Origin of the sequence: Tistrella arctica (genome assembly GCF_039630945.1) — a bacterium.
GTDB lineage: Bacteria > Pseudomonadota > Alphaproteobacteria > Tistrellales > Tistrellaceae > Tistrella > Tistrella bauzanensis.
In genome coordinates, this window is sequence record NZ_JBBKTV010000012.1 from 46,626 (window position 1) to 73,059 (window position 26,434).

Genomic DNA, 26,434 nt, shown 5'->3' on the forward strand with positions numbered 1-26,434 from the left:
GCGGCTTATGGATGGGCAGGCTGACTGACGATGGCGGAACGCTCAAGCGGCGGCTGCCATGCGGTGGCATTGTCATCGGGGACACTGTCATCGTCGGCACCGCTATCGCGGCGATAATGGGCACCGACGCTGGCGGGCCGGTCGCGGGCCGCCTCGGCGATCAGCCGGCAGACCAGCGCCCGGTCGCGCAATGTGCCGGGCAGGGTTGGATCATCGATCACCGCATCCGCCTGGGCGATCATGCGATCGAGACCGTCGCGGTCGCGGATCACGCCGGTGGTGGCGGTCATCATCCGGCGCAGTGTTCGGGCGATCATCCGGCTCCGGCAGGTCGGGGCGCCTATCGGCGCACTGGCGGGTACCTCCATGGCGCCGGGTGGCTGATGTGCGGGCAGCCGCCCAGCAATGTCCTCGGCCGCCCAGCCCCCGCAGACCAGGGCTTCGAGCAGCGAGTTCGACGCCAGGCGATTGGCGCCGTGCAGCCCGGTGGCCGCCACTTCACCCACCGCCCACAACCCATCGATCGAGGTCCGGCCGCGATCATCCACGGCGATGCCGCCCATATGGTAATGGGCGGCGGCGGCAACCGGGATCGGCTGCCGCACCGGGTCCAGCCCCACGGCCACGCATGCGGCATGGGCGTTGGGGAAGCGGCGGGCGAAATCACGGCCGATGGCCTCGGTGCCGTCCAGGAACACCCCCCGGCCCCGTGCGGTCGCGGCGGCAACCGCACGTGCCACCACGTCGCGCGGCGCCAGATCGCCGCCATCGACCCCGGCCATCAGCCGGTGGCCCCGGTCGTCGATCAGCACCGCGCCGGCCCCGCGCAGGGCTTCCGAGGCCAGTGGCATCGGATCGCGGCCGATATCGATCGCGGTCGGGTGCATCTGCACGAATTCCAGATCACGCAGCCGGGCACCCAGACCTGCGGCCAGGGCGAGCCCGCTGCCCGTGGCCCCGGGCGGGTTGGTGGTTGCGGCATAAAGACCGCCGATGCCGCCGGTTGCGAGCACCACGGCTGGCGTGGCGATGGTGGCCGGACGGCCGGCGATGATGACACCCAGCCCGGCGATGCCGCCCGCGGCATCGCGGTACAGGGCCGTGGCCCGGGCGTGTTCGATGATCTGGATCGAAGGGGTCGCGCGGGTGCGGGCGAGCAGGGCGCTCAGGATCGCGTGGCCGGTGGCATCACCGCCGGCATGCAGGATGCGGGGTCGGCTATGGGCAGCCTCCAGGCCCGGTGTCGGCCGCCCGGATGCATCGCTGTCGAAACGGGTGCCGATCGCCATCAGCCAGTCGATGCAGGCGGGTGCTGCGGCGGTGATCCGCGCCGCCATCGCCGGATCGACCAGTCCGGCGCCGGCGGCGATGGTATCGGCGGCATGCAGGCCCGGATGGTCGTCCGCATCGATCGCGGCGGCGATCCCGCCCTGTGCCCAGCCGGTGGCGGCACTGCCTGCCCCCGGCCGGTCTGCCAGGATCGGGCCCGCCGACAGCACCAGAACCGGCAGCGGCGCCAGTTTCAGCGCCGTGGCAAGCCCGGCGGCGCCGGCCCCGACGACGACCACGGCCTGTGGCGTCGATGACCCGTGACGGGATGGCGCGGTCATCACCGCACCGCCAGCATGCGGTCCACCGCCCGCCGGGCGCCGGCGGCGATGGCATCGGGCACCGTCACTTCATGGGTCAGGGTCTCCAGCGCATGGCGGATACCGGGCAGGGTGATGCGCTTCATATGCGGGCACAGATTGCACGGCTTCACGAAACTGATCTCAGGGAAGCCGGCCGCGACATTGTCGCTCATCGAGCATTCGGTGATCAGCGCCACCCGCTTCGGACGGTCGCGGGCGACGAAATCGATCATCTCGGCGGTCGATCCGGCGAAATCGGCCACCGCCACCACCTCGGGTGGGCATTCCGGGTGGGCAACCACGGCGACACCGGGATGACCGGCGCGGATCTCGGCGATGTCGGCCGGCGTGAAGCGCTCGTGAACCTCGCAGGCCCCCTCCCAGGTGATGATCTCGACCGATGTGCGGGCGGCGATATTGCGGGCCAGATAGCCGTCGGGGATCATGATCACCCGCGGCACGCCCAGGCTTTCCACGATCTTCAGCGCGTTGCCGGAGGTGCAGCAGATATCGGATGCGGCCTTCACCTCGGCCGAGGTGTTGACATAGGTGATCACCGGCACGCCGGGATGGCGCGCCCGCAGATCCGCGACATCGGCGGCGGTGATCGAACTTGCCAGCGAGCAGCCGGCGCGCGCATCGGGGATCAGCACCGTCCGGCCGGGATTCAGGATCTTCGCGGTCTCGGCCATGAAGTGCACGCCGGCCAGAACGATCACCGAGGCTTTGGCGGTAACCGCCTCACGGGCGAGCGCCAGGCTGTCGCCGACGATATCGGCCACGCCATGGAAGATTTCGGGCGTCTGATAGTTGTGGGCCAGGATGATCGCGTCGCGGTCCCGCTTCAACTGCCGGATCGCCGCGACATCTTCGGCATGAACCGCCCATTCGATCTCGGGCATCACATGGCGCAGCATTGGCGGCATCGGGATGGAACGGGCGGCGCGGGCGGGTTGAAGGCTGGCCATCGGGCATCTCCTGTCGCCGTCCGGCTGTGGAACGGCAGACGTTTATGCTCAAATCGAGCATTTACAGGGACTGGAAAAACCGGCCGAAGCCGGTGTCCCGCTTATATAGTCAGAATGAGCATAAGTCGGTCAAGCGCTATCAGCCGCTGCGGGGTGACGACGGCAATCCACCCAGCGCCACCCAGGGCAAGGCATCTTCCGTCCAGACATGCATGCTGGGCGCGAAATCTGCGGCATCATCCAGGCTGGCGGTCAGGATGTGAACCTCGCCCGGCCAGCGCCGGCCGCGCAATGCCAGGGTGGTGCCACAATCGGCACAGAAATCGCGCACCGTACCGTTGCCGCCGTCATGGCGGCATGGCCGGCCGGCCAGCAGATCGAACTGTCGTTCGGGCCAGCAGCCATAGGTGGAGAAGGGCGCGCCGGTCGACCGGCGGCAGCTGTTGCAATGGCAGTTGACCACCCACCACGGGCGACCGCGCACGGCATAGCGAACCGCGCCGCAGAAGCAGCCGCCTTCGAAATCGCTGCCCGGCATCGTCTCTCCAACATCAAAAGGTGATTTGTTGGTGATATTATGCCACTCAGGCGGTCAAATGAAAGCGGCTGGTTCAGCCGACGGCGACGGCCTCGGTCATCGCCTCCGGCGGGCCATAGGGCGCGCCGGCGGGCATGCTGTCGGCGAGCCGCACCCAGACCGGCGTGTGGTCCGATGCCTTCTCGCGGCCGCGCGGGCTGCGGTCGATATCGCTGGCCTCCAGCCGGTCGGCCGCTTCGGGCGACAGCAGAAGATGGTCGATGCGCAGACCATGATCCTTCTGCCACATGCCGGCGCGGTAATCCCACCAGCTATAGCGGCCGGCTTCGGTATGCAGCGCGCGGAACGCGTCGGTCCAGCCCTGATGCAGCACGGCGCGATAGCGGCGGCGTTCCTCAGGATGGAACAGAACATCGCCCGCCCAGCCCTTGGGGTCATAAAGATCAACCGCTTCGGGTGCGATGTTGAAGTCGCCACCGATCACCGCCGGCCGCGCGGCATCGGCGAGCATCGTCCGGGCGTGAGCTTCGAAGGCATCCAGAAAACGGAGCTTGTAGGGGAATTTCTCCGAGGTCACCGACTGGCCGTTGGGCAGATACAGGCTGGCGACCCGGATATCGCGGTCGCCCAGCGCCACGGTGCCCTCGATCCAGCGGGCCTGATCGTCGTCGAAGCCGGGCAGGCCGCGGGTGACGTCGCGGATCGGTGCGCGCGCCAGAATGGCGACACCATTATAGGTCTTCTGGCCATGGGCCACGGCATGATAGCCGGCCGCCTCGATCTCGGCGGCCGGGAAGCGGTCGGTTTCGAGCTTCAGTTCCTGAAGCAGAACGATGTCGGGTTCGGCCTCGCCCAGCCAGTCGAGGACATGGGTGAGGCGGGCCTTCAGGGAATTGACGTTCCAGGTGGCGATGATCAACCGGGGGCCCGCCGCTCAGAACACACTGAACGAGGTGCCGCAGCCGCACGAGGCCGTGGCGTTGGGATTGGTCATCGCGAAGCGTGAACCGGTCAGATCCTCGGTGAAGTCCAGCTCGGCGCCCAGCACGAACGGGATCGAGGCCTCGTCGATCAGGGCTTCCGCGCCATCACGGGCGATGATCACGTCATCGGCGCCGACGGCGCCCTTGTCGATCGAGAATTCATACTGAAAGCCCGAGCAGCCGCCGCCGGAGACCGCGATGCGCAACCGCACCGGCGCGCCTTCCTTGTCGGAAATCCGCCGGATATGGCGCGCGGCCCGCTCGCTCAGGGTCAATGGCGGCAGACCACCCGCGGGCGCGCTGCTGCTGACCAGGGTATCGGTGGCGTCGGAAGCGGCCATGGATGACCTCCTGACAAAATCTGGACCGGCGGCCGGAACTGTCGCCGCATTGCCCCATCATGTAGGCAAGGCGGGGGGGCAGGTCAACCAGATCGGGGGCAGGGCTGTTCTGCGCGGGCCCCGGGGCGCCGGCACCCGATGGCCGCCAGCACCCGATGGCCGCCGCCCGATGGCCGCCGGTATTCGGGGCTGTGGTTGAAGCAGGCCGGTCTTGGGGGTAGCCTTGGCCTCGCGCACCCGCTGCCCGCCCTCTGCCCGCATCTGCCCGAAGGTCGCTGCCTTGCCTGTCTCCGACGCCGACCATCTGGCCCCCTATGCCTGCCGCCCGGCCCGCGGCCGCCTGATCGATGAACCGGAAAGCCGGATCCGATCGCCGTTTCAGCGCGATCGGGACCGTGTGGTTCACGCCCGGTCGTTCCGGCGGCTGATGTACAAGACCCAGGTCTTCGTCAGCCATGAGGGCGACCACTACCGCACCCGCCTGACCCACAGCCTGGAGGTTGCCCAGATCAGCCGCACCATCGCGCGGGTGCTGCGGCTGGACGAGGATCTGGCGGAGGTGGTGGCGCTGGCCCATGATCTGGGCCATCCGCCCTTTGGTCATGCGGGCGAGGATGCGCTGGCGCTCGCCGCGGCGGCGTTCGGTGGCTTCGACCATAATGTTCAGGCGCTGCGCGTCGTCACGATGTTCGAACGCCGCTATGCCGCCTTCGACGGCCTGAACCTCACCTGGGAGACGATCGAGGGTCTGGCCAAGCATAACGGCCCGCTGACCGGCCCCCATGCCGCACCCAGACAGCGTCCGCCGGTGGTGTCGGAAACGCTGGCGGCGATCGCGGCGGTGAAGCCGCTCGACCTCGACGGCTGGCCGTCGATCGAGGCGCAGGTCGCGTCTCTGGCCGACGACATCGCCTATATCGCCCATGATATCGACGATGGCCTGCGTGCCGGGCTGCTGTCGATCGACCAGGTGGCGGCGCTGCCGCTGGTGGGGCCGCTGCTGGCGGGGCTGATCACCGAATATCCGGGACTGGAGCAGCGCCGGCTGATCGGCGAGCTTCTGCGCCGGCTGATCGACCGTCTGGTGACTGATCTGATTGAGGAAACCCGTGGTCGGATCGCTGCCGCGAAGATCGGCCATGCCGATGATGCACGCCATGCCGGCGCGCCGATGGTTGCGTTTTCCGCCCAGATGGACCAAGACAGGCGCGCGGTCCAGTCGTACCTGTTCGGCGCGGTCTATCGGCATGTCCGGGTCAACCGGATGACGTCGAAGGCACGTCGGGTGGTGCGCGATCTGGTGGCGCTGTTTCTGGCCGAGCCCGAATGCCTGCCCGATGGCTGGCGTGAGCGGACCGAGGGGCCTGGAACCGCGGTGACGGCCCGTGTGGTCGTGGACTATGTTGCGGGCATGACCGACCGTCTTGCCCGCGACGAGTATGAAACCTTGTTCAACCCATTCGTCAGGACGTGATGTTGAGCGTCTTCGAAGAGTTTCGCGCCAGGATCGTCGGCATCGTCGAGGCACTGGGCGCCGAAGGGCTGCTGCCGCAGGGTCTCGCCACCGCGGCGATCGCGGTCGAGCCGCCGCGCGACCCGGCCCATGGCGACCTCGCCACCAATGCGGCCCTCGTGCTGGCCAAGCCGGCCCGGATGAAGCCCCGCGACATCGCGACCCTGCTGGCCGGGCGGCTTGCCACCGATGGCGATGTCGAGGGCGTCGAGGTGGCGGGGCCCGGCTTCGTCAATCTGCGTCTGCTGCCCGCCTATTGGCAGGGGCTGGTGCGCGACGTGCTCGCCGCCGGCACCGGCTATGGCACGCTCGCCATCGGCGCCGGGCGCCGGGTGAACATCGAATATGTCTCGGCCAACCCGACCGGACCGATGCATGTCGGCCATGCTCGCGGTGCCGTGGTCGGCGACGTGCTGGCCAGCCTGCTGATCAAGGCCGGCTATGACGTCTGTCGCGAATATTACATCAACGACGCCGGCAATCAGATCGAGGTTCTGGCCCGGTCGGTTCACCTGCGCTATCGCGAGGCGCTGGGCCAGACGATCGGCGAGATCCCGGCCGGCCTGTACCCGGGCGATTATCTGGTGCCGCTGGGGCAGACGCTGGCCGCCGAATTCGGCGACCGGTTCGTCGATGCGCCGGACGCCGACTGGCTGGGGCTGTTCAAGGCCCGGTCGGTCGAGGCGATGATGGCGCTGATCCGCGAGGATCTGGCGGCGATGGGCGTGGTCCATGATGTGTTCAGTTCGGAAAAGGCGCTGCATGACGGCGACGCCATCGATGCCGCGCTGAAGACGCTGACCGATGCCGGCCATATCTATGAAGGCGTGCTGGAGCCGCCCAAGGGCAAGCTGCCCGATGACTGGGAGCCGCGACCTCAGACCCTGTTCCGCGCCACCGCCTTCGGCGACGACGTCGATCGGGCGCTGAAGAAATCGGATGGCAGCTACACGTACTTCGCCGCCGACATCGCCTATCATTTCGACAAATACCGGCGGGGCTGGCCCGAGCAGATCGACGTGCTCGGCGCCGACCATGGCGGCTATGTCAAGCGGATGAAGGCGGCGGTCAAGGCGATTTCAGGCGGCGATGCGGAACTCGACGTCCTGCTCTGCCAGTTGGTCAATCTGATGGCCAACGGCCTGCCTGTGAAGATGTCGAAGCGTGCCGGCACCTTCGTGACCCTGCGTGAGGTGGTGGACGAGGTCGGCCGCGACGTTGTCCGCTTCATCATGCTGACCCGCAAGAACGACGCCTCGCTGGATTTCGACATGGCGAAAGCGGTGGAGCAGTCGCGCGACAATCCGGTCTGGTATGTGCAATACGCCCATGCCCGCGCCCGCTCGGTTCAGCGCAATGCGGAAGAGCAGGTCGGCGTGGCGGTGCCGGCGGCCGGAACGGCGCCGCTGCACCGGCTGACCCATGACGCGGAGCTGACGCTGATCCGCCGGATCGCCGAATGGCCGCGGCTGATCGAAGGGGCGGCCGAGGCCCACGAGCCACACCGGATCGCGTTTTATCTCCAGGATCTGGCGGCGGATCTTCATGCGCTGTGGACGCGCGGCCGCGAGGATGACAGCCTGCGGATCATCGTCGTCGGCGACCCGGAACTGGTCGCCGCCCGTCTGGCGTTGATCGAGGCGGCCCGTCTGGTCATCGCGTCGGCGCTGGAGGTGATGGGTGTCCAACCGGTCGAGGAGCTGCACTGATGGCGCAACCGCCGCTCAACGGTGACGACGACGAGGGCGGGCTTCGCGCCGAGCCGCGGCGGCCGGCCGGCGGGCCGCGACCACCGCGGACCGAGGCTTTCGAACCGGCCACCCGGCTTGCGTCGCGCCGGCACCGGCTGCGCCCCTTCGCCGTGGCGGCGGCGGCGCTGCTGTTCGCAGGCCTGGTCTGGTACGCCTTCGACCAGCGCGATGCCTCGATGCGCGACGCACCGCCGCCGCTGATCGCCGCCGATTCGACGCCGATGAAAACACTGCCCAAGGAACCGGGCGGCATGGACGTGCCGCATCGCGACAAGACCGTTTATGACGCCCTGGGTGGCAGTGGCACCGCGCCGTCGTCGGAACCCGAGCGGGCGCCGGTCGAACGCCTGCTGCCGCCTCCGGAAGAGCCGATCCTGCCTGAGCCGTCCGACGACGAGGCGGCGCTGGCCGATGCGGGCGAGGCCATGGCACCTGATCAGATGCCGGATCAGGCCACCGGGCTGCCGGCCGAGCCGCAGGCATCGGTGCCGCCTGAGCCTGAACCCGCGCCGGCGGCGCCGGAACCCGCCGCGCCGGCACCGGCGACACCGGCACCCACACCGGCACCCCAGGCGGTGAAACCCACACCGGCGCCGGTCGAGACGCCAAAGCCGGTCGACGTCCCGAAACCCGTCGAGACGCCAAAGCCGGTCGAGCCGCCCAAGGCGCCGGATCTGCGCGATGTGCGCACCGGGGCCGATGCCACCGCGGGCATCGCCGGATGGAAGGTCCAGCTGGGCGCGTTCAGCGACGAGGCCGCGGCCCGCAAGGGTTGGGACACGCTGCGCGCCCGCAACAAGGAACTGGTCGCCGGGCTGCAACCCGCGATCGTTCCGGTCAAGGTGAAGGACAAGGGAACCTTGTATCGACTCCAGGCCGGCCCGCTTGCCGATGGTGGTGCCGCCAAGGCGCTGTGCGAGCGGTTCGCCAAGGCGAAGCTCGCCTGCTTCCCGGTGGCACCATGAGCGCCGCCTCTCCCAGTTGTCCGCCCGGCGTGAAGCCGGTGATCATCGGCTGCCAGGGTCACCGGCTGACGGCTGACGAGCGCGCGATGATCGCGGGCGAGCAGCCGCTGGGGCTGATCCTGTTCGCCCGCAATGTCGACACGCCGGAACAGGTGGCGGCCCTGGTCGCGGAATTCCGCGACGCGGTGGGCAATCCCTATGCGCCGGTGCTGATCGATCAGGAAGGCGGGCGGGTGCGCCGGCTGAAGCCGCCGCTCTGGCATGCCCTGCCACCCGCCGGGGCGATCGGCAATCTGCACCGCAGGGATCCGGCGGCTGGATTGACCGCAGCGCGGCTGGTGGGCCGGCTGATCGGTGCCGATCTGATCGCGCTTGGCATCGACGTCGATTGCGCGCCGGTGGCCGATGTCCGCTTCACCGGCGCCCATGAGGTGATCGGCGACCGCGCCTATGGCACCGACCCGGTCAAGGTGGCGGCACTGGCCGGCGCCATGGCGGCGGGATTGGGCGAGGCCGGTGTGCAGCCGGTGGTGAAACACATCCCCGGTCATGGACGTGCGGCGGCTGACAGCCACGCGGAACTGCCGGTGGTCGGTGCCTCGCTCGACGATCTGCGGGCGGCCGATTTCGCACCCTTCGTGGCCTTGAACCGGCTGCCCTGGGCGATGACCGCCCATGTCGCCTATCCGGCGATCGATCCCGACCTGCCGGCGACCCTGTCACCCGCGGTCATCTCGCAGATCATCCGCGGCGAGATCGGTTTCGACGGCGTGCTGCTGTCGGACGATGTCTGCATGGATGCCCTGGATGGCGACATGCCGTCGCGCGCTGTGGCGGCGCTGACCGCCGGCTGCGATGCGGTTCTGCATTGCAGCGGTGCCGCCGCCGAGACCCGCGCCGTGCTTCAGGCCGTGGCGCCGGTCGCCGTCGAGGCACGGCGCCGGCTGGATGCCGCGGCGGCCTGGTCGGCCAGGCGCCGTCAGCCCCGCATCGATGCCGCCGCCGACCGCAAGGCGCTGAGCGGGTTGATCGGCGACTGAACAATGATGGATCCAGGCATCGCCGACACTGCGGCGCCGGGCGCCGGACGGCCGATGCAACTGGTGCTGGACCTCGACGGCTTCGAGGGGCCGATCGATCTTCTGCTGTCGCTGGCCCGCGACCAGAAGGTCGATCTGGCCCGTATCTCGATCACCCGTCTGGCCGATCAGTATCTGGGCTTCATCGCGGCCGCCCGCCGGATGCATCTGGAACTGGCGGCCGATTATCTGGTGATGGCCGCATGGCTGGCCTATCTGAAATCGCGGCTGCTGCTGCCCGATGCCAATGCCCCCGGCGACGAGGACGAGCCGAGTGCCGAGGAGATGGCCCAGGCGCTGGCCCAGCGTCTGCGGCGGCTGGAGGCGATGCGGCGGGCGGGCGAGGCGTTGCGCGGCCGTCCGCTTCTGTGGCTGGATCGCTTTCCCACCGGTGGCGCCGACGCGCCCGGCCGGATCGTGCGGCGCCAGGCAACCGACGGGCTGGGCGATCTGATCGCGGCCTATGCCCGCATCGCCGAACGCCGCTTCCGCAGCGTGCTGACGGTGACGCCGTCGCGGCTGATGACCATCGATCAGGCGATCGAGCGGCTTCAGGCGATGCTGCCCGGCCTGCCACGGCGCTGGGTGCCGCTGATCGCCCTGCTTCCGGCCCTGCCCGTATCGGCCGGTGTATCGTCATCGGCCGGCGCATCGTCATTGGCGGGTGATGACGGGGCGGATGAGCTGACGGCCGCGGCGGGGCAGGCGGCAGCGGCCCGGGTGCGGCGGCTGGAACGCCGCTCGGCCCTGGCGGCAAGCTTCGTGGCGGTGCTGGAACTGGCGCGGCAGGGCCAACTCGCCATGTCGCAGGCCCGACCAGGGGCCCGGCTGATGATCCACCCGGACCGTGATGCCATATCCGCGCCTGTCGATGGGGAGGGGCCGCATGACTGACGACCAGCCACCCATGACGGCCGACGACGCGTCGGGGGATGACGCGTCGGAGCGCCGCCATGCCATGCGGGTGATCGAGGCGGTGCTGTTCGCAAGCCCCGATCCGGTGCCCCGTGCCCGTCTGGCCGAGTATCTGCCGGCCGGTGCGCCGGTGGATATGCTGCTGCACCACCTGACCGCCGATTATGTCGGCCGCGGCATCGAACTGGTGCGACGCGACGATGCCTGGGCGTTCCGCACCGCACCCGATCTGGCGGCCCATCTTCAGGCGCGGGTGATCGAACCCCGCCGGCTGGGGCGTGCGGCGCTGGAGGTGCTGGCGATTATTGCCTATCACCAGCCGGCGACCCGGGCCGAGATCGAGGATATCCGCGGCGTCGCCCTGGCGCGGGGCACGCTGGACCTGCTGGTGGAGGCGGGGTTCGTGCGGCCGCGCGGCCGCAGGCAGGTGGTCGGCCGGCCGCTGGAATGGGTGACGACCCCGCATTTCCTGGACCATTTCGATCTGGCATCGCTGGCCGATCTGCCGGGGCTCGACGAGTTGAAGGCCGCAGGCCTGATCGGCGGTGCACGTGGCATCGCCGACTATGCGGCCGAGCGCGACCAGCCGCAACTGCCGCTGGTCTTGCGACCGCGCGGCCGGCTGGGCGGATTTACCGCCGGCACTGGCACCGACACTGGTACTGGCACCGACACTGGCACTGGCACTGGCACCAACGGCGACCGCGACGCCGCGCCGGACGAGGGCGGAAGCCCGGGCTGATCGCGGCGCGGATGCGATCTTTGCGGCGCCGATGACGGCCGCCATGGACAGGGGCGGGCGGTTGCCGCTAGCTTCTTTCCGAGTGCCGAGAGTGCCGATACCGCGTGGCGCGTATCATCATTGCATCCGCCCCGCCGGGCATCCGGTCCGGGGCTCCCGACGACCAGAGGCTGTGTCCGTATCAGATGAGTGCCAGCGGTATCTTCCGAAAGGCGGCGCTTGAGCGGCTGTCATCCCCGGAACAGCTTGATCAGGCCTTGACGGTCGCCACGCCGCGCGGCTGGGCCGCGACGGCGTTCGTGGCTCTGGCGCTCGCCGGGGTGGTCGTCTGGTCGGTGGTGGGCCAGATCCCCAACCGCACCGCCGGCCAGGGCCTGCTGATCGCGGAAGGTGGCCGGCTGCTGGATGCGGTGGCCCAGGGCGAGGGCGTGTTGTCGGACGTGCTGGTCGATATCGGCGGGGCGGTGACCGCAGGCCAGGCCGTGGCCCGGATCGCCAATCCCGATCTGGCATTGCAGCTTCAGAACCAGCAGGCAGTGGTGGCCGAGCGTGAGGCGGCGCTCAGCGGCCTGGAGGCCGATCTGGCGCGCGAGACGGCGCTGCGGCAGGCGGCGATGGCTGCCCGAACCGAGGCCTTGCGCACCCGGCTCGCGGCGGCGCGGGCTCGCCTGACCTATCAGGAACAGCGGCTGGCTGATCTTGAGGCCCTGCCGCCGCAGAGCGTGGCGTCGCGTGACGCGCTGGCGCGCGCGCGCGACGATGTGGCCGCAGCCCGCCAGGATCTGGCAGAGATCGAGACCGGTGCTGCCGATCTGCGGGCGCGGGAACTGGAGGCGACGCTGGATAGCGAACGCCGCCGCAACGCGCTGCAAGGCCAGATCGCCGAGGCCCGGCGCCGGGTCGGCGAACTTCAGGCACGGTCGAGCCGGGGTGGGGTGGTGCTGGCGCCGGAAACCGGGCGGGTGATCGAATTGAAGCAGCTTGCCGGTGCGCGGGTTACCGCCGGTCAGCCGATTCTGGCCCTTCAGACCGGCGGCGACAGCCTTGAAGTGGTGCTGTTCGTGGCGCCCAGGGACGGCAAATCGGTGAAACCGGGCATGCCGGCCCAGATCAACCCGTCTTCGGCCCCGCGTGAGGCTTTCGGATCGCTTAAGGGCGAGGTGGTGTCGATTTCCGATTTTCCGGTATCGATGGAGGGTATCCGCGCTGTGGTCGACAACCCGTCGCTGGCACAGAGCTTCGTCACCGCCGGGCCGCCCTTCCTGGCCCGGATCCGGCTGGACCGCGATCCGGATGCGCTGTCCGGCTATCGTTGGACCTCGTCGAAGGGCGCTGATCTGGTTCTGTCCGGCGGCACGCTTGCCACCGTCGAGGTCGAAACCTCGACCAGCCGGCCGATCGACATGGTCGTGCCGCTGCTCAAGGAATGGACCGGGCTTTGACCACCGCCGCCGGACCCGGGCCTGCCGCCCAGCCCGTCACCGACACCCTGATCCGGCCCAATGCTCCCAAGGGCGGACGGCGCTTCCGTGTACCCACGGTCCTGCAGATGGAAGCCACGGAATGCGGGGCGGCGGCACTGGCGATGGTGATGGCCCATCATGGATTGTGGCTGCCGCTGGAAGTGCTGCGCGGCGAATGCGGTGTGTCGCGCGATGGGTCGAAGGCCGCCAACCTGCTGAGGGCCGCCCGGCGGTTCGGCTTTGAAGCCAAGGGCTTCCGGCGTGAACCCGAGACGGTGACCACGCTGCCGTTCCCGATGATCATCTTCTGGAACTTCAATCATTTCGTGGTGCTGGAGGGCATCGACCCCAAGGCCGACCGGGTGTGGATCAACGATCCGGCCATGGGGCCGCGGCGGATGACGATCGAGGAGTTCGATCTGGGTTTCACCGGCGTCTGTCTGGTGTTCAAGCCGACCCCCGCCTTCAAGCGCGCCGGCCGGCCGCCGGGGCTGTGGGCGGCGTTTTCTGAACGGTTGCGGGGCAGCGGCCCGGCGCTGACGCTGGTGCTGCTGATCACCCTGATGCTGGTATTGCCCGGTCTGGCGCTGCCGGTGTTCTCGAAGCTGTTCGTCGACGGGGTGCTGATCGGCCATGAACAGGACTGGCTGAAACCGCTGCTGATCGGCATGGGGATCACGGCACTGGTCCGCGCCGCGCTGACCTGGGCGCAGATGCGCTATCTGGCGCGGCTGGAGCTGAAGCTCGCGATCGCGGGCTCCGCCAAGCTGTTATGGCATGTTCTTCGCCTGCCGGTGGCGTTCTTCTCGCAACGCTATCACGGCGATGTCGCCATGCGGGTGGACGCAGGCGACCGGATCGCGCAGATCCTGTCGGGGCAACTGGCGGTCAATGCGGTCGGTCTGATCACCATGGGCTTCTATGGCCTGGTGATGCTCAGCTATTCGCCGCTGCTGGGCGCCGTCGGTATCGGTCTGGCGGCGACCAATGCCGTGGTGCTGAAACTGGCCCAGCGCGCGCGTGAGGATGGCGGCCGCCGGCTGGCGCGAGAGCAGGGGGCACTCGCGGCCACCTCGATGAGCGGCATTCAGATGGTCGAGACGCTGAAGGCCAGCGGTGGTGAAAGCGATTTCTTCGCCCGCTGGGCCGGGGTGCATGCCCGCTATCTGAACGCCCTTCAGCAGGTCGGCCGGATCACCGCCTGGGTCAATGCGGTGCCCGCCTTCATGGCGGCATTGAGTGCCGCGGTCGTTCTTGGCATCGGCGGATTGGAGGTGATGTCGGGCGCGATCACGGTGGGTGGTCTGGTTGCATTTCAGACCCTTATGGCCAGTTTCTCAGCGCCGGTCGCGGGTCTGATGCAATTCGGCGGCGAATTGCATGGCATCAAGGGGCAGGTGGCGCGGATCGATGACGTGCTGCGCTATGATGCCGATCCCTCGCTTGCCAGCACCGACAGCGTGCTCGCGATCGATCGCACCGACGGCCGGCCGCTGCCGCGACGGCTGCGGGGCGAGGTGCGGATCGAGAACCTGACCTTCGGCTATAACCGGTCGGAGGCACCATTGCTGAACGACATCTCGCTGACCATCCGTCCCGGCCAGCGTGTGGCTCTGGTCGGCGGATCGGGCAGCGGCAAATCGACGGTGGCCCGGATTGTCTGCGGTCTGTATCGCCCCTGGAGCGGCCGGGTGCTGTTCGACGGCGTGCCGGCCGAAGACCTGCCCCATGCCTATTTCGCCGGCTCGATCGCCTCGGTGGATCAGGATATCTTCCTGTTCGAAGGCAGCGTGCGCGAGAACGTCACCATGTGGGACGATACCATCGACGAGGCGGCGGTGACCCGGGCGCTGCGCGACGCCGCCCTGCTCGATCTGATCGAGGCGCGTCCCGGCCGCTATGACAGCCCGGTCGCCGAGAACGGGGTGAATTTCAGCGGCGGCCAGCGTCAGCGGCTGGAGATCGCCCGCGCCCTGGTCAACGATCCGGCGGTGCTGATCCTGGATGAAGCCACCAGCGCGCTGGACACCCAGATCGAGAAGCAGATCGACGAGCATCTGCGTCATCGGGGCTGCACCTGCCTGATCGTCGCCCACCGTCTGTCGACCATTCGCGACTGTGACGAGATCATCGTGCTGGAGCGTGGCCGCATCGTCCAACGTGGCCGGCACGAAGACATGATCCGCGAGGATGGCCCCTATGCCCGGCTGATCCGGTCGGAACAGACGGCGGTGGACGCATGAGCCCGCCGGTCGCCATGACCGATGCCGACGACCTGCCGCCGATCGATCCGGCACTGGTCGAGGCCAAGGCCGAGCTGCTGGCCAAGATCAGCGGCGTGCGGCGCCAGGTCGGATATCACAACCCGTTTCTGCTCGACCGGCCTGATGTGATCTGGCTGGTGCTGGAAGGCGCGGTCGACCTGTACGCGGTGCCGGTGCGCGACGGCGAGGTGATCGGCGTCGGCCAGCATGTCTGCCGGGTGCCGGCGGGCGAACTGGTGTTCTCGCCGGGACGGGTGCCGGCCGAAGGCGCGCTGGTCGCGGTCGAGGAGGGCGCCGAGCTGACCTTGCGGGCGGTTGCGGTGATGGGCACCGAACTGTTCGAGGCGCGGCGCGCCGATCTTGAGGACGGCGACCTGGACCTGATCGTGGTCGACTGGCTGGACCGGTGGATCGCCCATATGGCCGAGGTGGCGCTGCCCGGCGCCGGTGCCCGGGCCGCCGAGCTGCTGGAGGCCGAACCCGGCCAGCATATCCCGGAAGGCCGGATTCTGGGGCCCCAGCCCGAAGACGTGATCTGGGTGCAGAGCAACAGCGGCCGATTGCGGCTGATGGGTCTGCCGGCGCTGGAGTTCGGCCGCAACGACCCGCCGGTACCGATCGCCCGCCAGTTGTGGGTGGAGACCGTCGAGCAGGTGATCCTGTCGCCGGCCTATACACCCACCGCCGTCTTCCGGGGATTGGCCTGGGACGGCCTCGCGCAGTTGCACCGGATGGTGCTGATCGCCCTGGCCCTGCGGCTGTCGCGGGTGGCCGAAAGCGGCAGCGGCCGGCTGGAAGCCCGCCGCGACGCCAGCCGCCGGCGTTTCGAGGGTGCGCTCGGTCGCATCGGCCGCCTGCTCGATCCGCCGGGGGCACCGGCGTTCGGCGCGGCCGAAGACGGGGCCACGCCGCTGGTGATGGCGGTGGATCTGGTGGCGCGTGCGACCGGTATCGACCCCACCACCCGGGGCGCACGGCCGCGCGGCCGGCGGGTGATCGACGTGGCGCAGAGCCTGCGGCTGCGCTGCCGCCGCATCACCCTGTCGGGCGCGTGGTGGCAGATGCCTGGCGCCGCATTCGTTGGGTTCATCGGCGAGCCGGGCGCTGCTGAACAGGACGGGCGTGGTCATGAACAGGGCCGGCCGGTGGCTGTGCTGCCCGATGGCCGGCGGCGCTGGCGGTTGGTCGACCCGGCACAAGACCCGCCGGGCAGTGCGGGCCGGCCGGTCACGGCCGCGATCGCCGACGGGTTGACGGGCGAGGGCTGGATGCTCTATCGGCCGTTCCCGGCCCGGCGGATGTCTGTGTCCGAGGTCTGGCGCTTTGGCCTGAAGGGGCTGGAGGACGATGTCTCGACGGTGGTGACGACCGGCCTGTTGGCCGGGTTGATCGGGCTGTTGACCCCGATCGCCAGCGGGGCCTTGTTCTCGACCGTTATTCCGCGCGCCGATGTCGTCACCCATCTCTGGGTGGTACTGGCATTGCTTGCCGGCGCGCTTGGCATCCTCACTTTCGCGCTGGTCCGCGGCATCGCCTTGTTGCGGATCCAGGCCAATATGGACAGTGCGGTGCAGTCGGCGGTCTGGGACCGGCTTCTGGCCCTGCCGGCGCCGTTTTTCCGGCGGTATAGCGGCGGCGACCTGGCCGATCGCGCCAACAGCGTGTCGGCGATCCGCGAATTGCTCACCGGTTCGGCCCTGCAGGTCGGGCTGGATGCGATGTTTTCGGTGGCCAGTCTGGCGCTGCTGTTCTGGTATAGCTGGAAACTCGCCATCGTCGCATTGGGTGTGGTGCTGGTGCAGGTGCTGGCGACCGTGCTGCTGCTGCGCCGCCAGTTGCCCGATCAACGCGGGCTGATGAGCCTGGGCGGTCGGATCGAGGGGCTGGTCTTCCAGTTGCTCACCGGCCTGTCCAAGATCCGGATCTCGGCCAGCGAGCCGCGCGCCTTCAGCCGCTGGGCCGGCGCCTTCGCCGAAAAGAAGCGTCTGACCTATCGGGTGCGGCTGAACAGCGCGCTTCAGGCAGCGCTGGCCGAATTCTTCCCCGTGGCGGCGATGCTGGTCATCTATATGGGTGTGGCGGTGTTGCTGGTGGGCGGGCCGGGTGCGGGCGCCTTTGGCATCGGCGATTTCATGGCCTTCACGGCCGCCTTCGCCCAGTTCTCGACGGCTCTGGCCTCGCTGATCACCACGGCGGGCGTGCTGCTGGCCGTGGTGCCGCTGTATGAACGGGTGGCGCCTCTGCTTCAGGAAGAGCCGGAAGTGACCCCCGATCGGGCCGATCCCGGCGATATCACCGGCCGGATCGAGTTTTCCCGCCTGACCTTTCATTACGACCCGGATGCGCCGCCGGTGCTGTCGGACCTGTCGCTGACCATCGAGGCCGGCGGCTATGTCGCCTTTGTGGGGGAAAGCGGATCGGGCAAATCGACCCTGCTGCGCCTGCTGCTGGGGTTCGAACAGCCACAGGCGGGCGGCGTCTATTTCGACGGCATGGACCTGGCGGGGCTGGACCTGACCGCCGTGCGCCGGCAGTTCGGCGTGGTGCTGCAGAACGGCCGGCTGATGGCCGGCAGCATCTTCGACAATATCGTGGGATCGTGGCCGCTGACCCATGACGACGCCTGGGCCGCGGCACGGCTCGCCGGCCTGGAAGACGATATCCGCGCGCTGCCGATGGGCATGCACACCATGCTGTCCGAAGGCGGCAGCGCGTTGTCGGGCGGTCAGCGTCAGCGGCTGATGATCGCCCGCGCCCTGGTCCACCGCCCGCGCATTCTGATCCTGGACGAAGCGACCAGCGCACTCGACAACCGCACCCAGGCGATCGTCAACGAGAGCATTTCAAAGCTGAACATGACCCGGATCGTCGTCGCCCACCGGCTGTCGACCATCCAGGATGCCCACCGCATTCATGTGATGAAGAACGGCCGGCTGATCGAACAGGGCGACTATCGCAGCCTGATGGAGATGGATGGCGAGTTCGCAGCCCTTGCCCGTCGGCAGTTGCTCTGACGTCCGGCCGCATGGCCGCTTGGCGCCGATCCGGTGGTCAGGTGGGTGGCTTCAGCCGGGCGGCGTCAGTCAGGCGGCGTCAGCCCGGCATCCTCGGCGGCGGCGGCCTCGATCGCGCTCCGCAGGCTGCCGCGGCTGGCGAAATCCCAGCTACCGCCATAGACCACGTCATCGATCCGCCAGCCATCGTCGGTGCGCAGCAGGGTGAGGCGATCGGTCCAGCCCATCTGTGTGGTGCCCTGGGCATAGCGATAATGCAGAACCACGCCGGCCGTGTGCCGGCCCAGCGTTACGGCACCGGCCTGACAGTCGGTGGCGCCTTCGAACAGGCTTGAGAACAGATCGCCATCCACGAAAGGCGGTTTGTCGCCGGGGGCGCGCCTGATCGCCCGGTCACGCAGATGGCCGGCCGCGTCCAGCGCGCCGTCGAAGGCGAGCGTCAGCAGTGGCTCCAGCCGCATGCGCGGTTCAGGGTCGGGCAGGCCGCCGCCCCGGATATCGGGATAGACGGCGCAGAAAGCGGCGCCCATGGCGGCCACCGCCACGCCATCCTCGGCCGCAGCCGCGCGGGCGGCGCGTGCCTCGGCGTCGCGGGTGGACCCATACTCCTCCTGCGCCCGTGCGATACCTGTGCCGGTGATCGGCAGCGCGAGGGTCACCAGCACTGCCAGTCCTGCCACGCACCGCCTCTGCCGCCCTCCGGCCGGCCTGACGACGCCGCCATCGTCAGTGTTCCGTGTCACTTGCCCGTGACGGGGTTCACGAAGACGCGCCATGTCACCGCCTCATAATCGCCTGATGGATCATGATACGGCACATTCAGGCTCAGCGCGCGTGCTTCCAGTCCGCGGTCCGCTCATGAAAATGGCGGCCAGGATGGCCGCCATTTCAGAGGGGGGCGGGTCAGAGGGGGGATGGGCGATGATCGCTGTGGCGATGTCGCGATATGCGGGTCATCTGCCCGGATCGGCGCGCGGAAACAGCCCTGATGCGAAGGCGGCCTTGCCCACGGTCACGATATCCTCGCCGACATTGCCCTCATCGATATCATCATAGGCCATCAGCGGCGACGGCAGCACCAGATGCATCAGCTCGGCCCGGTCTTCCAGCACGGTCACCTCGCATCCCTCCGGAACGTCCAGCCCGGCATCGGCGAGGGCCGCCAGCGGGTCGTGACGCAGCCGCGCGCGCAGGTCGGCATCGGATGCGGCCTGGCGCAGCAGGTCGGCGAGACGCTGGGTGACATCAGCCATTGGTTCAACGTCCTCCCGATGGGCCAAGGGTCAGGCCGGACGAGCCCAGGATCAGCAGGCCGTTATCGCTGACGGCCGGCTGTCCGCCGGTACCGCCTGCCACCTGTTCCAAGGCGTCGTCCGCCAAGGCGCCGTCATCATGCGCTGCCTGCGCCGCCGGTGGGATGACGAGGTGAACCTGATCAGGGGTGTTTTCCACCACCACCAGGGTCAGGTTCTCTGGCACCTCAACTCCGTGGGCTGCAAGGGCACGGCGCGGATCGGCCTGGCACAAGGCACGGAAATCCGCATCCCGCCACGCATGGTCGATGATCTCGCCGATACGCTTGCGCAATTCCTCAGTCACCCGTTGGTTTGAAGCCGTACCCTTATCGCTCATCATCTCGTCGCCATGGGCCCTCAGCGTGCGGAATGGCCCACTCGCACAGCCATTCAACGACATCCGCCGGGTGTTTGGTAATTGCCGGCACGGCTGCGGTCAATGGTCGTTTATGGGGCATCCGATATATTTACGCAGGGGAACGAAATGCAAGCCGGACCGGCCTGTGACAAAGCGTCTCGTATGATTGCCGCGGGGTGGCGCTGCCGCTCCGGCCGACCAAGGCAATACCCTGAACGGGGCACCACCTTTTCAGGATGCAACCAGTTGGCAATCGGTATATAAGGCGATGTAACAAGCATTCCAAGGGTAGGGCCGGCGGAGTTAACCGCCGTCCGGAGTGGATCGGGGGCAGAGGCGTGGCTCTGCGGCAGAATGGGGTGGCAATGCCGCCTGAACCCAGAGACCGTGTTGCCGTCTTGTCGGAAGACATTGGCGAAGCCCGCAGGATATCGGACCATCTCAAAACCTCTGGTTTTATTGCGACGGCCCTGATTGCCACTAAGGGTTCCGTCGACCTGCTTGTCGAACGGCCGGTCGATCTGGTGGTGCTCGACTGCGATGGCCGCACGGTCGACGGACTTGCGCTCGGGCGGCGCATCTTGTCGCAGGGACAGCCGGCCCTGGTCTTGGTCAGCAAGCGTGATGACGAGGTCGAGCGGGTGATCGCACTCGACATGGGTGCGGACGACTTCCTGGTGCGACCTTTCAGCTTGCGGGAACTTGCCGCACGGGTGCGGGCCGTCCAGCGCCGCCGCCGGATGATGCCGGAATCGATCGGCGCCGATGTCCGCCATGTCCGTGGCTGGACCATCGATCTGACCCGGCGGGAAATCAGCGATCCGTCGGGCGAGGTCGTGCGCCTGACCCGTGGTGAATTCGATCTGCTGGCGGCCATCGTTCAGGCGGGCGGCCGGGCGGTGACGCGGGAATATCTTCTGGAAGTGGTGTCGAAGCGGGCCGATGCCGTCAGCGACCGCACAGTGGTCACGCTGATCAGCCGCCTGCGCCGCAAGCTCGACCGTGGCACCGGCGAACTCGACCTGATCCGGACCGAGCCCGGCGTCGGGTATCGCATCACCGCCGACTGATCGGGGCGCCTTTATCATCCGGAATCCAGCGTATTGCGCCCCAGTCCGGGTTGCCGGCCCGGGGCGTTCCCGTCAATGGGCGAAGTGCAGGCTCAGAACCTGCCAGCCATTGTCCTCTGTGATGGTCAGCTTGTCGGCATAGCGCTGGATCAGAGCGCGGGCCAGCGCCGCGTGATCGCCGGCTTCGGCGGCGCTGAGCGGATCGATGCCGGACGCCGCCGTGAACGGTCGCCCCTGCCATGACAGAACCGCATCCAGGTTGAACTCGTCGAAGCTGAGCCGCAATCGTGCGGGCGCCGTGTCCGGGCCGGTGCCGCCGGTCAGCTCGGGCATCAGTTCCAGCGCCTCCATCAATGCAGAGGTGGCACGGTGCACCACGTCGCGCCGGGCGCCCCAGCTACCGCCCTGCTGTTCCATGAATGTCTGCAGGCGGTCGGCCATGTCGATGGCGGTATCGGTACCGGCTGCGGCCGTGCCGGCCGGTGGCGTCGTGGTGATGTCCAGAACGGCGCTGCGGCGGACGCCGATGCGGAACAGCGCGTTCAGGGCCAGCACCGTCAGCACGCCCACCACCAGCGATGACGACAGCAGGGGCTGCACGACGGCGGGGGCGTCGTCGAAGATGTGCGGATGGATATCATGGGCCAGCGCCATGACCAGCCCGATGCCCAGCGTGATGATCCGCCGGCTGTCGAGCATGCGCTGGGTGATGATCTGGATGCCGCTGAGGATGATGAAGGCCGAGGCGAAGATCAGCGCGCCGCCCATCACGGGGGCCGGCATGGCTGCGATGAGCTGCGGCACGCCGGGCACCAGCGCCAGAATGATCAGGGCGATGCCGGTGGCCGTGCCGACGCTGCGGGCGGTGACGCCGGTTGCGCGCGACACCCCGATCGATGCCGAATAGGTATTCAGCCCCACGGTGCCGATCAGGCCGGCAATGATCGTTCCGATACCGTCGGCGACGATGCCCGACCGGATCGATGTGGTGTTCGGGCGCACCCAGTCGGTGGCATTGATCTTCTGGGCGGTGATGATGTCGCCGGTTGCCCGCAGCATGCAGGCGATCGCACCGATGGTGAACGGCACCACCATCAGCAGATCGAAGCGCGGCGCGGCGACCGGCCAGCTCAATTGCCAGAAGGGCGTGGCGGTGATGGCGGTGCTGCGGCCAAGGGCCTCGGGCGCCAGGATCGCGACCAGCGCATAGCCGGTCACGATGCCGATCAGCGCGCAGAACATCCGGAACGGACCACGGGCCCAGATGTTCAACCCGATCGTGATGCACAGCGTTGCCACCCCGGCCAGGTGTTCGATCGCCAGCCCCCGGACCGCCGGTGCGTCATAGGGCAGGGCGCCGAACAACTGCGCCACCCCCAGTTCACCAAGAATGATGCCGATCATCACCACCACGAAGCCCGCGATCTCGCTGGGCAGGAAGGCGCGCAGGCGATGGACGGCACGCGACAGCACCAGGGTCACACAGCCCGCGAAAATGGTCATGCCCAGCACCAGCCCCAACCCGCCCAGTTCGGCTGCGGCAAGGCTGGCCGGCAGATAGGCGGCGGTGAAGGTGCAGGGGATCAGATAGCCTGAGCCGATGCCCATTCGGCCGCGCAGGCTCTGCAGGATCGATCCGATGCCCAGGGCGGCCAGCGACACGGCGACCACCGTCGCCAGAAGATCGGGACGGCCCGACGCGGCGACGACCAGAATCGGGAAAACCAGACCCACGGCCTGAAGGCTGACATGCTGGAGCGCGCAGCCAATCCGGGTGCCAAGAGGCGGCTGATCGTCCACGCCGAAGAAAATACCTTCAGGTTTCATCGGGGCGCCAAATCCTTTGTCAAAGCGTCGTTTCCGGTGAGTTGTTCATCCTAGGTCGCGTGCGCATGAAAAGCCAAATTATCTGTGTCAATGGTATGACTGGACATCGACCTGTATCATCTGCGGCATCGGATCCCGTGCTCACAGGCGTCCTATCTTTGCTTCACGCCAAGCCGGACTATTCGCCCTATGTTGTTGGCATGTCGATGGCGCGGACCACACCGCGCCTCTGATCGTCGCACCCCCGGGCGCCATACGGCGTCGGCCGCTCTTGCATCCCCGAACGTCAACGGCAGGAAGCGCGGCGACGGTCCCCAGCTTGAGGAGCACCGATCCATGTCCGCCATGAAGCTCAAGACCAAGACCCTTGCCGCGGTCACCGTCTGCGTCGCAGCGCTCGCCCTCGCCGCGTGCGGCAACTCGCCGGAACGCCGCGGGCTGACAGGTGCCGGCCTCGGCGCCGGCGCTGGTGCGGCCGTGGGTGCGGCGACCGGTGGCAGCGTGTTGGGCGGTGCGTTGCTCGGTGGTGTCGCCGGTGGTGCGACCGGCGCCCTGACCGACAAGGACGACATCGATATCGGCGACTGACCCGGTTGATGACGCCGCGGCCCCGGCGGCCGCGGCGTCGTCGCAGAAACATCACGGGCGGTGAGGTCGACGCGACCCGCCGCCTTTCCTACTTGTAGCTCTGCGGTTTCGTATGACACGAGGCCCATGGCATCAGGCCGCGATCATCCGCCCGAGGTGAAACGGCCATCAGCACGGAGGTTATCCATGGAGGGACGTCAGGACAGTTTTCTCGGAGATCTGTTCAGAATCATTGTGGCGGTGATCCTGCCGCCACTGGGCGTGTTGCTGGAAGTTGGCCTGACCAAGCATTTCTGGATCAACATTCTGCTGACACTGCTTGGCTGGCTGCCCGGTATTATCCATGCCGTGTGGATCATCACCCGTCGCTGATCCCGGCGGTCGCTTGCGGGCGATGGCCATGGCCGACACGCGGAACGCCCCGGATCTGGCTATCAGGTCCGGGGCTTTCTGTTGACGAGGGGCCCGATCGGGGTACTTCGGTCACCATTCGGGATCGGGCAGATCCAGATAGGCCGCGCGCAGAGCTTCAGACCAGCGCTGGCGGATGGTCAGAAAATAGGGGTCGGTTTCGTCGATCCGTCGCTCCAGATCGTATTCGAAGGTATCGGCGCGGATCACCGTCAGGTCGATCGGCATGCCCACCGACAGATTGCTGCGCAATGTGCTGTCCATCGAAATCATCGCAAGCTTGATCGCGTCGTGAATACGCGTATCCGGCCCCATGACCCGGTCCAGAATCGGCTTGCCGTATTTGTGCTCGCCGATCTGAAGATAATGGGTATCGCTCATCGCCTCGATGAAATTGCCGGCCGAATAGATCTGGAACAGCCGCACGCTCTCGCCGCGCATCTGGCCGCCCAGCAGGAATGTGACGTTGAAGGCCGTATCATGTGCCTCCAATGCCGGGCCGTCGGCGCGATGGACGGCGCGGATCGACGCGCCGACGATTTCGGCGGCAGTGACCATGTCGGTGGCGTCGTCCAGGTGCCGGCCGTCTTCAAGGCCGCGCCGCAGCCGGTTCACCACCGCCTGGGTCAGTGCCAGATTGCCGGCCGCGGTCAGGCAGAGCACCGATTTGCCCGGCCGGCCCCACAGGGTGGTTTTGCGGTAGGTCGAAATATTATCGACGCCGGCATTCGTACGGGTGTCGGCCAGCATGACCAACCCGGCACGCATCTTCAATCCGACGCAGTATGTCATGGGTTTGGGAATCCGTCTTACAGGGGCGCTGTCGAAAGGCTGGCTCATGGGTGGCCGCGGCCGCGGCGGCTTCACTGCTGTGCCTGTTCTGTGACGTGGACGCGGACGGCCAGTTGTTCCTGGTCGCCGCTGACACGGATGCCACGCACAGGTGCGGCATCCAGGTAATCGAGGCCGTGGGCCAGCCGGATATAGGAACCGGTCGGGCTGATGCCGTTGCTGGGGTCGAACCCCACCCAGCCCAGCCCGGCCAGCCAGGCTTCCGCCCAGGCATGACTGGCTTCTCCGCCGGGACCGGCGGCATTGTCATCGTCGTAAGGCGACAGATAGCCGCTGACATAACGGGCCGGCAGGCCGAGGGCACGAACCACGGCGATGAACACGTGTGCATGGTCCTGGCAGACGCCGCGGCCATGATCGAGCGCCTGTGCCGCGGTGGTCCGCGCGTCGGTCGCGCCCTTGACATAGGCCACCCGGCGGGCGGTTTCCGTCATCACCGCGTGCATCGCGGCAACCGGGCCGTCGGCATCCAGGATCGGGGCGATGTCATCGGCGAAGGCCCGGACGGCGCCGCTGCACGCGGTGAGCGGTGTCTCGCGCAGGAACACGGCCGGCAACAGCCGATCTGGCAGGTCGGCGCCGACGATGCCGGCCGTGTCGCGCGTGTTGACCACGCCGCGAACCGTGACCGCCAGACGGTTATGCTCGCGATCCAGGCTCAGCTGATGGACCCGGTTGCCGAAGCTGTCGACCATCGCCACCATGTGCGCCGCCGGCTCCACATCGATCCGCCACGACACCACGCGCTGGGCATCGGTGTCGGGCGGAGTCAGCCGCAGGGCCTGGATGGCATAGCGGGCGGGTCGGCCATAGGTATAGATGGTCTGGTGCTCGACGGTCAGGCGCATGGGGTTACCTCAGAGCGTCGTGAAACCCGTTCACGACAGATAGCAGCGCTGAATCTCATCGCCCAATCGTGCATTGCGCATGATGAAGTCTGTCAGGAACTCGTGCAAGCCCGCCTGGAAGATGTCTTCGGTGCGGCCATAGGTCAGCTGCGCGTGCAACTGGCCGGCCAGGCGATGACATTCCGCCCGACGTCCATACAGTTTCGCCAACTGGTCCAACTGATGATCCACCTCGCGCACGCAGGCGATCAGCGACCGCGGCATTTCGGGACGCAGGATCAGGAACTCCGCCACCAGCCAGGGTCGGACATTGGTGCGATACAGCCAGTGGAACGACCGGTTGGCCGATACCGCCCGTAGAATCGACATCCATTGATATTCGTCGACCGCGCCGCCGACGGCCTCCTCGGGCGGCAGCAGGATGTTGTATTTCACATCCAGGATGCGGGCGGTATTGTCACCCCGCTCGACATAAGTGCCCAGCCGCATGAACGAGAAGGCGTCGTCGCGGATCATCGTGCCATAGGCGCTGCCGCGGAACAGGGTCACCCGTTCCTTGATCCAATCCAGGAAGTCGCGCAGCGACGTGCCTGAAATATCGGCTGGATTGATCTTGTTCAGCTCCATCCAGGTGCTGTTTATGCTCTCCCACATCTCGGTGGTCAGCGCCGTGCGCACCGACCGGGCATTGCGGCGCGCGGTCTCGATGCAACTGCGGATGCTCGACGGGTTCTCACGGTCGAAGGCGATATAGTCGACCACACGGGCCTGATCGACGCCGTCGGATCCATGCTTGGCCACGAAACTGGCGAAGACGCCGGCACTGATCAGGGCTGATGGCCACTCGTCATAGCCGCCATCACCCGATGACGGCAGCAGGGCCATGCGATGGGCGGCTTCCAGGATACGGGCGAGGTTCTCGGCCCGCTCCATGTTTCGGGAAAGCCAGTAGATGTTGTCGGCGGTACGGCTCAGCATCAAAGGACGTCCCGGAAAGAACTTCGGTCGGCCCGGCACG

Annotated in this window: 24 protein-coding genes; 12 read left to right on the top strand and 12 right to left on the bottom strand. The window is 67.8% G+C overall.

Going from position 1 to position 26,434, the window contains the following annotated elements; translation table 11 throughout:
* Positions 1–5: 5 nt before the first annotated feature.
* The 5 genes from WG924_RS23260 to WG924_RS23280 form a co-directional block, all read right to left on the bottom strand.
* Positions 6–1,610, bottom strand: coding sequence for an L-aspartate oxidase (locus WG924_RS23260; protein ID WP_345935435.1), 1,605 nt, complete (start codon positions 1,608–1,610; stop codon positions 6–8).
* The gene (gene nadA / locus WG924_RS23265; RefSeq protein WP_345935436.1) at positions 1,610–2,599 is read right to left on the bottom strand and encodes a quinolinate synthase NadA; all 990 of its coding nucleotides are present in this window, start codon (positions 2,597–2,599) and stop codon (positions 1,610–1,612) included. Before nadA ends, WG924_RS23260 begins: the two co-directional genes overlap by 1 nt.
* A 139-nt stretch (positions 2,600–2,738) precedes the next feature.
* Entirely contained in the window at positions 2,739–3,137 is a 399-nt protein-coding gene (locus WG924_RS23270; RefSeq protein ID WP_345935437.1) for a GFA family protein, read from the bottom strand.
* 73 nt (positions 3,138–3,210) lie between these two features.
* The gene (gene xth, locus WG924_RS23275; RefSeq protein WP_345935438.1) at positions 3,211–4,056 is read right to left on the bottom strand and encodes an exodeoxyribonuclease III; all 846 of its coding nucleotides are present in this window, start codon (positions 4,054–4,056) and stop codon (positions 3,211–3,213) included.
* Between the two features lie 15 nt (positions 4,057–4,071).
* Positions 4,072–4,461 (bottom strand): HesB/IscA family protein, encoded by a 390-nt coding sequence (locus WG924_RS23280; RefSeq protein WP_345935439.1) that lies wholly within the window; start codon positions 4,459–4,461, stop codon positions 4,072–4,074.
* A 280-nt stretch (positions 4,462–4,741) separates the two neighbouring features.
* Between WG924_RS23280 and WG924_RS23285 the strand changes: the two genes are divergently transcribed.
* From WG924_RS23285 to WG924_RS23325, 9 genes are all read left to right on the top strand, one after another.
* Entirely contained in the window at positions 4,742–5,935 is a 1,194-nt protein-coding gene (locus tag WG924_RS23285) for a deoxyguanosinetriphosphate triphosphohydrolase (RefSeq protein ID WP_345935440.1), read from the top strand.
* Between the two features lie 2 nt (positions 5,936–5,937).
* The gene (gene argS, locus WG924_RS23290) at positions 5,938–7,683 is read left to right on the top strand and encodes an arginine--tRNA ligase (protein ID WP_345935441.1); all 1,746 of its coding nucleotides are present in this window, start codon (positions 5,938–5,940) and stop codon (positions 7,681–7,683) included.
* Positions 7,683–8,690, top strand: coding sequence for an SPOR domain-containing protein (locus WG924_RS23295; RefSeq protein ID WP_345935442.1), 1,008 nt, complete (start codon positions 7,683–7,685; stop codon positions 8,688–8,690). Before argS ends, WG924_RS23295 begins: the two co-directional genes overlap by 1 nt.
* Entirely contained in the window at positions 8,687–9,730 is a 1,044-nt protein-coding gene (nagZ, locus tag WG924_RS23300; RefSeq protein WP_345935443.1) for a beta-N-acetylhexosaminidase, read from the top strand. The genes WG924_RS23295 and nagZ overlap by 4 nt, the downstream gene beginning before the upstream one ends.
* 3 nt (positions 9,731–9,733) lie before the next feature.
* On the top strand, positions 9,734–10,663 hold the full coding sequence (locus WG924_RS23305; protein ID WP_345935444.1) for a segregation and condensation protein A: 930 nt from the start codon (positions 9,734–9,736) through the stop codon (positions 10,661–10,663).
* Positions 10,656–11,426: an SMC-Scp complex subunit ScpB gene (scpB, locus tag WG924_RS23310; RefSeq protein ID WP_345935445.1), complete on the top strand. Its 771-nt coding sequence runs from the start codon at positions 10,656–10,658 to the stop codon at positions 11,424–11,426. The genes WG924_RS23305 and scpB overlap by 8 nt, the downstream gene beginning before the upstream one ends.
* A 185-nt stretch (positions 11,427–11,611) precedes the next feature.
* On the top strand, positions 11,612–12,868 hold the full coding sequence (locus tag WG924_RS23315) for an NHLP bacteriocin system secretion protein (RefSeq protein WP_345935446.1): 1,257 nt from the start codon (positions 11,612–11,614) through the stop codon (positions 12,866–12,868).
* On the top strand, positions 12,865–15,132 hold the full coding sequence (locus WG924_RS23320; RefSeq protein ID WP_345935447.1) for an NHLP family bacteriocin export ABC transporter peptidase/permease/ATPase subunit: 2,268 nt from the start codon (positions 12,865–12,867) through the stop codon (positions 15,130–15,132). Before WG924_RS23315 ends, WG924_RS23320 begins: the two co-directional genes overlap by 4 nt.
* The gene (locus WG924_RS23325; protein WP_345935448.1) at positions 15,129–18,167 is read left to right on the top strand and encodes an NHLP bacteriocin export ABC transporter permease/ATPase subunit; all 3,039 of its coding nucleotides are present in this window, start codon (positions 15,129–15,131) and stop codon (positions 18,165–18,167) included. Before WG924_RS23320 ends, WG924_RS23325 begins: the two co-directional genes overlap by 4 nt.
* 65 nt (positions 18,168–18,232) lie before the next feature.
* On the opposite strand, the gene WG924_RS23330 is transcribed toward WG924_RS23325, so the two are convergent.
* The 3 genes from WG924_RS23330 to WG924_RS23340 all read right to left on the bottom strand — a co-directional run bounded on the left by WG924_RS23330 (position 18,233) and on the right by WG924_RS23340 (position 19,802).
* Positions 18,233–18,847 carry a YqhG/Tai3 family protein gene (locus WG924_RS23330; protein WP_345935449.1) on the bottom strand — a complete coding sequence of 205 codons (615 nt, stop codon included), beginning with the start codon at positions 18,845–18,847 and terminating at the stop codon, positions 18,233–18,235.
* Between the two features lie 273 nt (positions 18,848–19,120).
* A complete protein-coding gene (locus tag WG924_RS23335) occupies positions 19,121–19,420 on the bottom strand; it encodes a hypothetical protein (protein ID WP_345935450.1) in 300 nt (99 codons plus the stop codon).
* 4 nt (positions 19,421–19,424) lie between these two features.
* Positions 19,425–19,802 carry an NHLP leader peptide family RiPP precursor gene (locus tag WG924_RS23340; protein WP_345935451.1) on the bottom strand — a complete coding sequence of 126 codons (378 nt, stop codon included), beginning with the start codon at positions 19,800–19,802 and terminating at the stop codon, positions 19,425–19,427.
* Between the two features lie 416 nt (positions 19,803–20,218).
* On the opposite strand from WG924_RS23340, the gene WG924_RS23345 reads away from it, so the two are divergent.
* Positions 20,219–20,890, top strand: coding sequence for a winged helix-turn-helix domain-containing protein (locus WG924_RS23345; protein ID WP_345935452.1), 672 nt, complete (start codon positions 20,219–20,221; stop codon positions 20,888–20,890).
* A 72-nt stretch (positions 20,891–20,962) separates the two neighbouring features.
* Here the strand turns inward: WG924_RS23345 and WG924_RS23350 are convergent, their stop codons facing one another.
* Positions 20,963–22,717: a uracil-xanthine permease family protein gene (locus WG924_RS23350; RefSeq protein ID WP_345935453.1), complete on the bottom strand. Its 1,755-nt coding sequence runs from the start codon at positions 22,715–22,717 to the stop codon at positions 20,963–20,965.
* A gap of 336 nt (positions 22,718–23,053) precedes the next feature.
* Between WG924_RS23350 and WG924_RS23355 the strand changes: the two genes are divergently transcribed.
* Together WG924_RS23355 and WG924_RS23360 are read left to right on the top strand one after the other, a co-directional pair.
* Positions 23,054–23,305, top strand: coding sequence for a YMGG-like glycine zipper-containing protein (locus WG924_RS23355; protein WP_345935454.1), 252 nt, complete (start codon positions 23,054–23,056; stop codon positions 23,303–23,305).
* Positions 23,306–23,491: 186 nt separating this feature from the next.
* Positions 23,492–23,677: a YqaE/Pmp3 family membrane protein gene (locus WG924_RS23360; RefSeq protein WP_188574638.1), complete on the top strand. Its 186-nt coding sequence runs from the start codon at positions 23,492–23,494 to the stop codon at positions 23,675–23,677.
* A gap of 111 nt (positions 23,678–23,788) precedes the next feature.
* On the opposite strand, the gene WG924_RS23365 is transcribed toward WG924_RS23360, so the two are convergent.
* From WG924_RS23365 to WG924_RS23375, 3 genes are all read right to left on the bottom strand, one after another.
* Positions 23,789–24,508 carry a proteasome-type protease gene (locus WG924_RS23365; protein ID WP_345935455.1) on the bottom strand — a complete coding sequence of 240 codons (720 nt, stop codon included), beginning with the start codon at positions 24,506–24,508 and terminating at the stop codon, positions 23,789–23,791.
* A gap of 71 nt (positions 24,509–24,579) precedes the next feature.
* Positions 24,580–25,416, bottom strand: a complete 837-nt coding sequence (locus tag WG924_RS23370) for a transglutaminase family protein (protein WP_345935456.1) — start codon at positions 25,414–25,416, stop codon at positions 24,580–24,582.
* 30 nt (positions 25,417–25,446) lie between these two features.
* Positions 25,447–26,394, bottom strand: a complete 948-nt coding sequence (locus tag WG924_RS23375; RefSeq protein WP_345935458.1) for an alpha-E domain-containing protein — start codon at positions 26,392–26,394, stop codon at positions 25,447–25,449.
* Positions 26,395–26,434 lie beyond the last annotated feature (40 nt).